The sequence below is a fragment of the Hylemonella sp. GW821-FHT10B10 genome (genome assembly GCF_059415585.1).
Window position 1 is genome coordinate 1169035 of sequence record NZ_JBWKNN010000001.1, and the last position, 7582, is coordinate 1176616.

8 protein-coding genes and 1 pseudogene are annotated in these 7582 nt (G+C 65.4%); 7 read left to right on the forward strand and 2 right to left on the reverse strand.

Features of this window, described 5'->3' with window-relative positions; genetic code table 11:
- Positions 1-462, reverse strand: a pseudogene (locus tag AC07NT_RS05735) (hypothetical protein); the annotation flags it as partial.
- Between the two features lie 61 nt (positions 463-523).
- Positions 524-2035 (reverse strand): helicase HerA-like domain-containing protein, encoded by a 1512-nt coding sequence (locus AC07NT_RS05740; protein ID WP_498597399.1) that lies wholly within the window; start codon positions 2033-2035, stop codon positions 524-526.
- 59 nt (positions 2036-2094) lie between these two features.
- Here AC07NT_RS05740 and AC07NT_RS05745 point away from each other — a divergent pair, with 59 nt between their 5' ends.
- From AC07NT_RS05745 to rlmH, 7 genes are read left to right on the forward strand one after another with little or no spacing between them, the layout of a single operon-like run.
- Positions 2095-2814 carry a YebC/PmpR family DNA-binding transcriptional regulator gene (locus tag AC07NT_RS05745; protein WP_498597398.1) on the forward strand — a complete coding sequence of 240 codons (720 nt, stop codon included), beginning with the start codon at positions 2095-2097 and terminating at the stop codon, positions 2812-2814.
- A 50-nt stretch (positions 2815-2864) separates the two neighbouring features.
- Positions 2865-4145, forward strand: coding sequence for a phosphoribosylamine--glycine ligase (gene purD, locus AC07NT_RS05750; RefSeq protein ID WP_498597397.1), 1281 nt, complete (start codon positions 2865-2867; stop codon positions 4143-4145).
- Positions 4142-4789 carry a 1-acyl-sn-glycerol-3-phosphate acyltransferase gene (locus tag AC07NT_RS05755; RefSeq protein WP_498597396.1) on the forward strand — a complete coding sequence of 216 codons (648 nt, stop codon included), beginning with the start codon at positions 4142-4144 and terminating at the stop codon, positions 4787-4789. The genes purD and AC07NT_RS05755 overlap by 4 nt, the downstream gene beginning before the upstream one ends.
- Positions 4790-4793: 4 nt before the next feature.
- On the forward strand, positions 4794-5723 hold the full coding sequence (gene hemF, locus AC07NT_RS05760) for an oxygen-dependent coproporphyrinogen oxidase (protein ID WP_498597395.1): 930 nt from the start codon (positions 4794-4796) through the stop codon (positions 5721-5723).
- On the forward strand, positions 5720-6322 hold the full coding sequence (gene nadD, locus AC07NT_RS05765; RefSeq protein ID WP_498642663.1) for a nicotinate (nicotinamide) nucleotide adenylyltransferase: 603 nt from the start codon (positions 5720-5722) through the stop codon (positions 6320-6322). The genes hemF and nadD overlap by 4 nt, the downstream gene beginning before the upstream one ends.
- On the forward strand, positions 6322-7065 hold the full coding sequence (gene rsfS / locus AC07NT_RS05770) for a ribosome silencing factor (protein ID WP_498597394.1): 744 nt from the start codon (positions 6322-6324) through the stop codon (positions 7063-7065). The genes nadD and rsfS overlap by 1 nt, the downstream gene beginning before the upstream one ends.
- A complete protein-coding gene (gene rlmH / locus AC07NT_RS05775; protein WP_498597393.1) occupies positions 7062-7529 on the forward strand; it encodes a 23S rRNA (pseudouridine(1915)-N(3))-methyltransferase RlmH in 468 nt (155 codons plus the stop codon). Before rsfS ends, rlmH begins: the two co-directional genes overlap by 4 nt.
- Positions 7530-7582 lie beyond the last annotated feature (53 nt).

Below are 7582 nucleotides of genomic sequence, written 5' to 3' on the forward strand. Positions count from 1 at the left end.
CGGTGTCGGTGTCGGTGTCGGTGTCGGTGTCGGTGTCGGTGTCGGTGTCGGTGTCGGTGTCGGTGTCGGTGTCGGTGTCGGTGCGGGTGCCTGCTTGGCGCGTTCGGTTAGCAGGACTTTCACGCGCTTCAGGTTGAGGATGGCCCGCTCCAGGCCTTCCTTGACCGCCTGCTGCAACTCTTCGGGTGAATAACGACCGCTGAAATCCGAGGGTAGCGTGGCATCAAAGGCTTCCAGCTCGAATTTCTTGTAGTCCGGTGAGTTGCTTCCAAAGACCTCGGCCAAGGCGTCATTGACGCCCTTTTTCAGGCTGTCAAGACGCGGGTCCCAGCGGTCATGGACGCCGGATGCGTCGAACGCGCGCAGTTCCTTGATACGCCAGTCGATCGTGTCCTGGGCGCTGGTCGCACCGGCCTTCTTGGCATTGCCGGGGGCTCGCGGATTGGAGGGCGAGGGGGGCACGTTCGGGACTCCTTGGGAACAACAGCGGGTCTTTTGCTTGCAGAAGGGGCGTGGGGCGGTGCTAGCGCCGTTTGCTACCGCCCAGTATGCTCCCCAGCACCCCACGGATGATCTGCCGTCCGACTTCGCGGCCGATGGAGCTCGCAGCGCTCTTGATCAGCTGTTCGCCGGCACTGGCACGCGTGCCCCTGGCGCCGCCGCCCAGCATACCGCCCAGGCTGTCGAGCAGGCCACCGCCACCGGATTTTTCTGCGGCAGCAGTTTCGCCGGCCGCTTTCTCCTGCGCCTGTTTTTGCTGCGTGCGACTGGCGAGCCGTTCAAAGGCCGATTCGCGGTCAACGGTTTTCTCATAGATGCCGGCCACGACGGAGTTGGCCAACAGGGTCTGACGCTGCTCGGGTGTGACCGGACCGATCTGGCTGCCCGGGGGCAGCACAAACACGCGCTCGGTCAGGCTGGGGCGGCCTTTTTCGTCCAGCAGGCTGACCAGGGCCTCGCCGACACCCAGTTCGGTGATGGCGGCAGAGATGTCCAGGCCGGGCTTGGGACGCATGGTCTCGGCAGCCGACTTCACCGCTTTCTGGTCGCGTGGGGTGAAGGCGCGCAGCGCGTGCTGCACGCGGTTGCCGAGTTGGCCCAGCACGGTGTCGGGGATGTCCAGCGGGTTCTGGGTGACGAAATAGACACCCACGCCCTTGGAGCGCACCAGGCGCACCACGAGCTCGATGCGTTCCAGCAGGGCCTTGGGCGAGTCGTTGAACAGCAGGTGGGCCTCGTCGAAGAAGAAGACCAGCTTGGGCTTGTCCAGGTCGCCGACCTCGGGCAGCTGCTCGAACAGCTCGCTCAGCAGCCACAGCAGGAAGGTGGCGTACAGGCGCGGTGAATTCATCAGCTTGTCGGCCGCCAGCACATTGACCACGCCATGGCCGGAACCGTCGGTCTGCATGAAGTCGGCGATGTTGAGCATGGGCTCGCCGAAGAACTTGTCGCCGCCCTGGCTTTCAATCTGCAGCAGGCCACGCTGGATGGCGCCGATGCTGGCCGCACTGATGTTGCCGTATTGGGTGGTGAACTGCGAGGCGTTGTCGCCGACGTGCTGGCACATGGCGCGCAGGTCCTTGAGGTCCAGCAGCAGCAGACCCTGGTCGTCAGCGATCTTGAAGACCAGCTGCAACACGCCTTCCTGCGTCTCGTTCAGGTTCAGCATGCGGCCCAGCAGCAGGGGGCCGAGGTCGCTGACCGTGGCGCGCACAGGGTGGCCCTGGGCGCCGAACACGTCCCACAGGGTGGTGGGACAGGCCAGCGGCGCAGGCGCGGTCAGGCCGCGTTCCTTCAGGACGGCGGCCAGCTTGTCGCCGATCTTGCCGGCCTGCGAGATGCCGGTCAGGTCGCCCTTGATGTCGGCCAGGAAGACCGGCACGCCGATGCGCGAAAAGCCTTCGGCCAGGGTTTGCAGGGTGATGGTCTTGCCGGTGCCGGTGGCGCCGGTGATGAGCCCGTGGCGGTTGGCCTTGTCGGGGCGCAGGAAACATTGCACGTCGCCGTGCTGCGCAATCAGGATGGGGTCGGCCATGGGAGTCCCTAAAAGTACAATCTCGAGGTTTATAGCCTAACAAAATCAGAGGACATCTCGTGGCTGGACACAGTAAATGGGCCAATATCCAACACCGCAAGGGGCGGCAGGACGAGAAACGCGGCAAGATCTGGACCCGCATCGTCCGTGAAATCACCGTGGCGGCGCGTGCCGGCGGCGGTGACCCGGCGGCCAACCCGCGTCTGCGCCTGGCCATCGACAAGGCCAAGGCCGCCAACATGCCGGCCGACCGCGTCAAGTACAACATCGACAAGGCCACCGGCAACCAGGAAGGCGTGAGCTACGAGGAGATCCGCTACGAGGGCTATGGCATCGGCGGGGCGGCCATCATCGTTGACACCATGACCGACAACCGCGTGCGCACCGTGGCCGAGGTACGCCACGCTTTTTCCAAGCACGGCGGCAATATGGGCACCGAGGGTTCGGTGGCCTTCCAGTTCAAGCATTGCGGCCAGCTGATCTATGCGCCGGGCACGAGCGAAGACAAGGTCATGGAGGTGGCGCTGGAAGCCGGTGCCGAGGATGTGCTCAGTGACGACGACGGCGCCATCGAGGTGCTGACGGCTCCCGGGGATTTCGAGGTCGTGAAGAACGCATTGGAGGCCGCTGGCCTCAAGGCGGAGGTGTCCGGCGTGACGATGCGACCCGAAAACACCATAGAACTCAGCGGCGACGACGCCGCGAAGATGCAGAAGCTGCTGGACGTCCTGGAAGACCTGGACGACGTGCAGGACGTTTTTCACAACGCCGCGCTCTGAGCGTCGGCCTTGCCGGCGCTCAAGCCGTCGGCGGATAGGAATAGCAGGACATGAAAGTACTCGTCATCGGCGGCGGTGGCCGCGAACACGCGCTGGCCTGGAAACTGGCCCAGTCGAACAAGGTGCAGATGGTTTATGTGGCACCGGGCAACGGCGGCACCGCGCGCGACAAGCGCCTGGTCAACGTGCCCATCACCGATGTGAAAGCGCTGCGCGAGTGGGCACTGCAGGAAAAGATCGGTTTGACGGTGGTTGGCCCTGAGGCCCCGCTGGCCGCAGGTGTCGTGGACGAGTTCCGCGCCCACGGCCTGCGTGTCTTCGGACCCACGCAAGCGGCAGCCCAGCTGGAGAGCTCCAAGGCCTTTTCCAAGGCCTTCATGAAGCGTCACGGCATCCCCACGGCCGAGTACGACACCTTCTCTGACCCGGTGGCGGCCCACGCCTATGTGGAGAAGATGGGCGCGCCCATCGTGGTCAAGGCGGACGGCCTGGCGGCCGGCAAGGGCGTGGTCGTGGCCATGAGCAAGGCCGAGGCCCACGAGGCCATCGATTTCATGCTGCTGGACAACAAGCTGGGTGTGAGCCACAACGCGGGCGGCGCGCGGGTGGTCATCGAGGAATTCCTGCAGGGTGAGGAAGCCAGCTTCATCGTGCTGTGCGACGGCAAGAACGTGGTGGCGCTGGCCACCAGCCAGGACCACAAGCGCCTGCTCGACGCCGACCAGGGCCCGAACACCGGCGGCATGGGCGCCTATTCCCCCGCACCCGTGGTCACGCCCGAGGTGCATGCCCGTGCCATGCGCGAGATCATCCTGCCGACCATCCGAGGCATGGAAAAGGACGGCATACCCTACACCGGTTTCCTCTACGCCGGCCTGATGATCGATGCCCAGGGCCACCCCAAGACCCTGGAGTTCAATTGCCGCATGGGCGACCCCGAAACCCAGCCCATCATGATGCGACTCAAGAGCGATCTGGTGGACGTGATGCAGGCCGCCACCGAGGGCAAGCTGGACCAGGTCGAACTGGACTGGGACCGCCGTATCGCCTTGGGTGTGGTGATGGCCGCGCATGGTTACCCCATGAACCCGCGCAAGGGCGATGTCATCACCGGCCTGCCGGCCGACACGGAGGAGGGCGTGGTCTTTCATGCGGGGACCGAATTGAAGGATGGCAAGGTCCTGGTCACGGGCGGGCGCGTGCTCTGCGTGACCGCATTGGGTGACACCACCAAGCAGGCCCAGCAGCGTGCCTACGAGCTGGCGCAGGCCATACGCTTCGACGGCATGCAGTACCGCCGCGACATAGGCTTCCGCGCCATCAAGGGATGATCCTCAACGACTTCCCGTCGCCCCATCCGGTGCAGTTCCGTGGCAGCGCGCTGGCGCGCTGGTTGCTGCGCCGCATGGGCTGGACTGTGCATTTCGAGGGCCTGCCCGGCCTGCAAGGCGTGCTGGCCGTCTACCCCCACACCAGCAACTGGGATTTTGTGAACCTGCTGATCGTCAAATGGGCCATCGGTATCCCGGTGCGTTTCTGGGGCAAGGACAGTCTGTTCCGCTTTCCTGTCTTCGGGCACTGGATGCGCTACCTCGGCGGCGTGCCGGTGGAGCGCACCAGCGCCAAGGGGGTGGTGAGTGACACCGCGGCCCGCATGCAGGCCGCCCGCGAACGCGGCGAATACTTCTGGCTGGCGCTGGCCCCTGAAGGCACGCGCAAGTACATCCCGGGCTGGCGCAGCGGCTTTTACCGCACGGCGGTGCAGGCCGGTGTGCCGTTGGCGCTGGTCAAGGTCAATTACGCCGCGCGTGAAGTGACGGTGCGCAGCTTTCTGCGCCTGAGCGGCGACGAGGCGACCGACTTTGCCCGCATCGCGACAGCCCTGGAAGGGGCGGTCGGCTGCCGCCCCGAAAACGCCGCCCCCATCCGCCTGCTCGACGCCAGCGTGCCGCGCAGCGAAACCATCGTGAAGTAATGTCATGAGCACCCCGGCCTCCAACGTCCATACCGTGCGCCACTACCTGCAGGGCCTGCAGCAGCGCATCACCGACGCCATCGCCGCCATCGACGGCGGCAGCTTCCTGGCCGATGCCTGGGAGAAGGCGCCCGGCGAGCCTCTGCAGGGCAAGGGTTTGACCATGATCCTGGAAAACGGCCCGGTGTTCGAGCGGGCCGGCTGCGGTTTTTCCTATGTACAAGGGCCCAGGTTGCCACCTTCGGCCACCCAGCATCGCCCCGAACTGGCCGGCGCGCCCTTCGAGGCCATGGGCGTGTCCCTGGTCTTCCATCCGCGCAATCCCTATGTGCCCACGGTGCACATGAACGTGCGCATGCTGGCCGCCAAGACCCCTGAAGGGCAGGAAGTCAGCTGGTTTGGCGGCGGCATGGACCTCACGCCCTATTACGGCTTCGAGGAAGACGCCGTGCATTTCCACAGCAGCTGCCGCGACGCGTTGAAGCCTTTCGGTGAGGACAAATACCCGCGTTTCAAGACCTGGTGCGACGAGTATTTCTTCCTCAAGCATCGCAACGAGCAGCGCGGCATCGGTGGCGTGTTCTTCGACGATTTTTCCGAGCTGGGTTTCGAGGGCAGTTTCGCCATGCTGCGCGCCGTGGGCGACGCCTTCCTGAGTGCCTACCTGCCTATCGTGGAACGCCGTAAGGCGCAAGCGTATGGCGAACGTGAACGCGCCTTCCAGCTTTATCGCCGGGGCCGTTACGTCGAGTTCAATCTGGTCTGGGACCGTGGCACACATTTCGGCCTGCAGTCGGGCGGCCGTACCGAGTCCATCCTGCTGTCCATGCCGCCGCTGGTGAGCTGGGCCTACCAGCAGCAGCCTGCGCCAGGCTCGGCCGAGGCCGAGCTCTACACCCGCTTCCTGCCGCGACGCGACTGGATCCAGCCTTGAACCCCCGCAAAATCGGCATGTTCGGCGGCGCCTTCGATCCGCCACATCTGGCGCACCGGGCCCTGGCCCGGGCCGCCATAGAGCAGCTGCAGCTGGACGAATTGCGTGTGCTGCCCACCGGCCAGGCCTGGCACAAGAGCCGGCCGCTGACCGCCGCCGCGCACCGCCTGGCCATGAGCCGTCTGGCTTTCGAAGGCCTACCCCAGGTCCAGCTGGACGACCGGGAAATCCGCCGCGCCGGTCCGTCCTATACCCTGGACACGCTGCGCGAGCTGCACGCCGAGGCACCGCAGGCCGGGCTGTACCTGGTCATGGGTAAGGACCAGGCCGATGTGCTGCCAACCTGGCGGAATTGGGAAGAGATTGTGAGTCTTGCTATAATTTGTGTAGCTGACCGGGATCTTTTGACCGGCCAGGAGACCCGCTTCGTTCCGCCGCCCGAGATGGCCGGACGTTTTTGCAAGCTGCAGATGCCGGGCATGGACATCAGCGCCACCGGTATCCGCGCCCGCGTCGCCAGCCGGCAGGGCATCGCCCCACTGGTCAGTCCCGCGGTTGCGCGTTATATTGAAGACAATCACCTCTACCAAAGCACCTGATGACCACCGAAACCGCCGCCAAGAAAGATACCCAGAAGCTCCAGCGTGCCATCGTCGATGGCCTGGAGGACGTGAAGGCCCAGGACATCCAGGTGTTCAATACCGAGAAACTCTCGGCGCTGTTCGAGCGCGTGGTGGTGGCTTCAGGCACTTCCAACCGCCAGACCAAGGCGCTGGCGGCCAGCGTGCGCGATGCGGTGCGGGACGCCGGCTTTGCCAAGCCCCGTATGGAGGGTGAGGAAAATGGCGAGTGGATCATCGTGGACTGTGGCGCAGCCGTGGTGCACATCATGCAGCCCGCCATCCGCCAGTATTACCACCTCGAAGACCTGTGGGGCGAGACACCCATCCGTCTGAAGTTCGGTGCTGACAAACCCGCCGCCAAGCTGGCTGAAAAGGTGCCGGCCAAGGCCGCTGCCCCCGCCAAGACCGGCAGCCTCAAGCGCGCCAGCGCCGCCAAGCAGGGCGTGGCCGAAGCCTATCCCTCGCGCGCCCAGTTGAAAAAGGCCGAGGAGAAGAAGGCGCTGGACCGCAAGAAGGCGGCCGGCAAGCCGGCGGCCAAGAAAACGGCCCCTTCCAAATCCCCGGCCGGCCGGAGCGCGACCAAGGCTCCGCTCAAGACCATCAAGGTGAACGCCACCAAGGCGCCGGCCAAGAAGGCTGCGGTCAAGACCGCCGCCAAACCGGCCAGCAGGACGGCCAAGGCCCCGGCCAAGAAGACGGCGACCCGCAAACCCCGGTGAAGCTGCTGATCGTCGCGGTCGGCCAGCGCGTGCCCGACTGGGCGCAGACGGCCTGGGACGACTACGCCAAGCGTTTCCCGCCCGAGCTGCGCGTCGAACTCAAGGCTGTCAAGACCGAGCCGCGCGCCTCCAAGACCCTGGAGCAGCTCTATGCCGCCGAGCGCAAGCGCATCGAGGAAGCGATTCCGAAGGGAACACGCATCGTGGCCCTGGACGAACGCGGCACCAGCCTGAGCACGGTGGCCCTGGCCGGCAAGCTCAAGGACTGGCAACTGGGCGGGGATGACGTGGCCTTGGTCATCGGCGGCCCTGACGGGCTGGAACCTGCGTTTCGCCAGGCCGCGCACGAACGTATCCGCCTCTCCGACCTGACCCTGCCGCACGCCATGGTGCGTGTGCTGCTGGTCGAGCAGCTCTACCGTGCCTGGTCGATCAACGCCAATCACCCTTACCACCGGGAATGAATATGGCCCCCACGCTTGTCACTTCGTGTACTACGCTGGACGTGGCCCCCCCC

Bases quoted from the DNA above. Each gene is read 5' to 3' on its own strand.
- rsfS (WP_498597394.1), top strand. From the start codon at position 6,322: ATGACCACCGAAACCGCCGCCAAGAAAGATACCCAGAAGCTCCAGCGT.
- AC07NT_RS05740 (WP_498597399.1), bottom strand. From the start codon at position 2,035: ATGGCCGACCCCATCCTGATTGCGCAGCACGGCGACGTGCAATGTTTC.
- hemF (WP_498597395.1), top strand. From the start codon at position 4,794: ATGAGCACCCCGGCCTCCAACGTCCATACCGTGCGCCACTACCTGCAG.
- purD (WP_498597397.1), top strand. From the start codon at position 2,865: ATGAAAGTACTCGTCATCGGCGGCGGTGGCCGCGAACACGCGCTGGCC.
- AC07NT_RS05755 (WP_498597396.1), top strand. From the start codon at position 4,142: ATGATCCTCAACGACTTCCCGTCGCCCCATCCGGTGCAGTTCCGTGGC.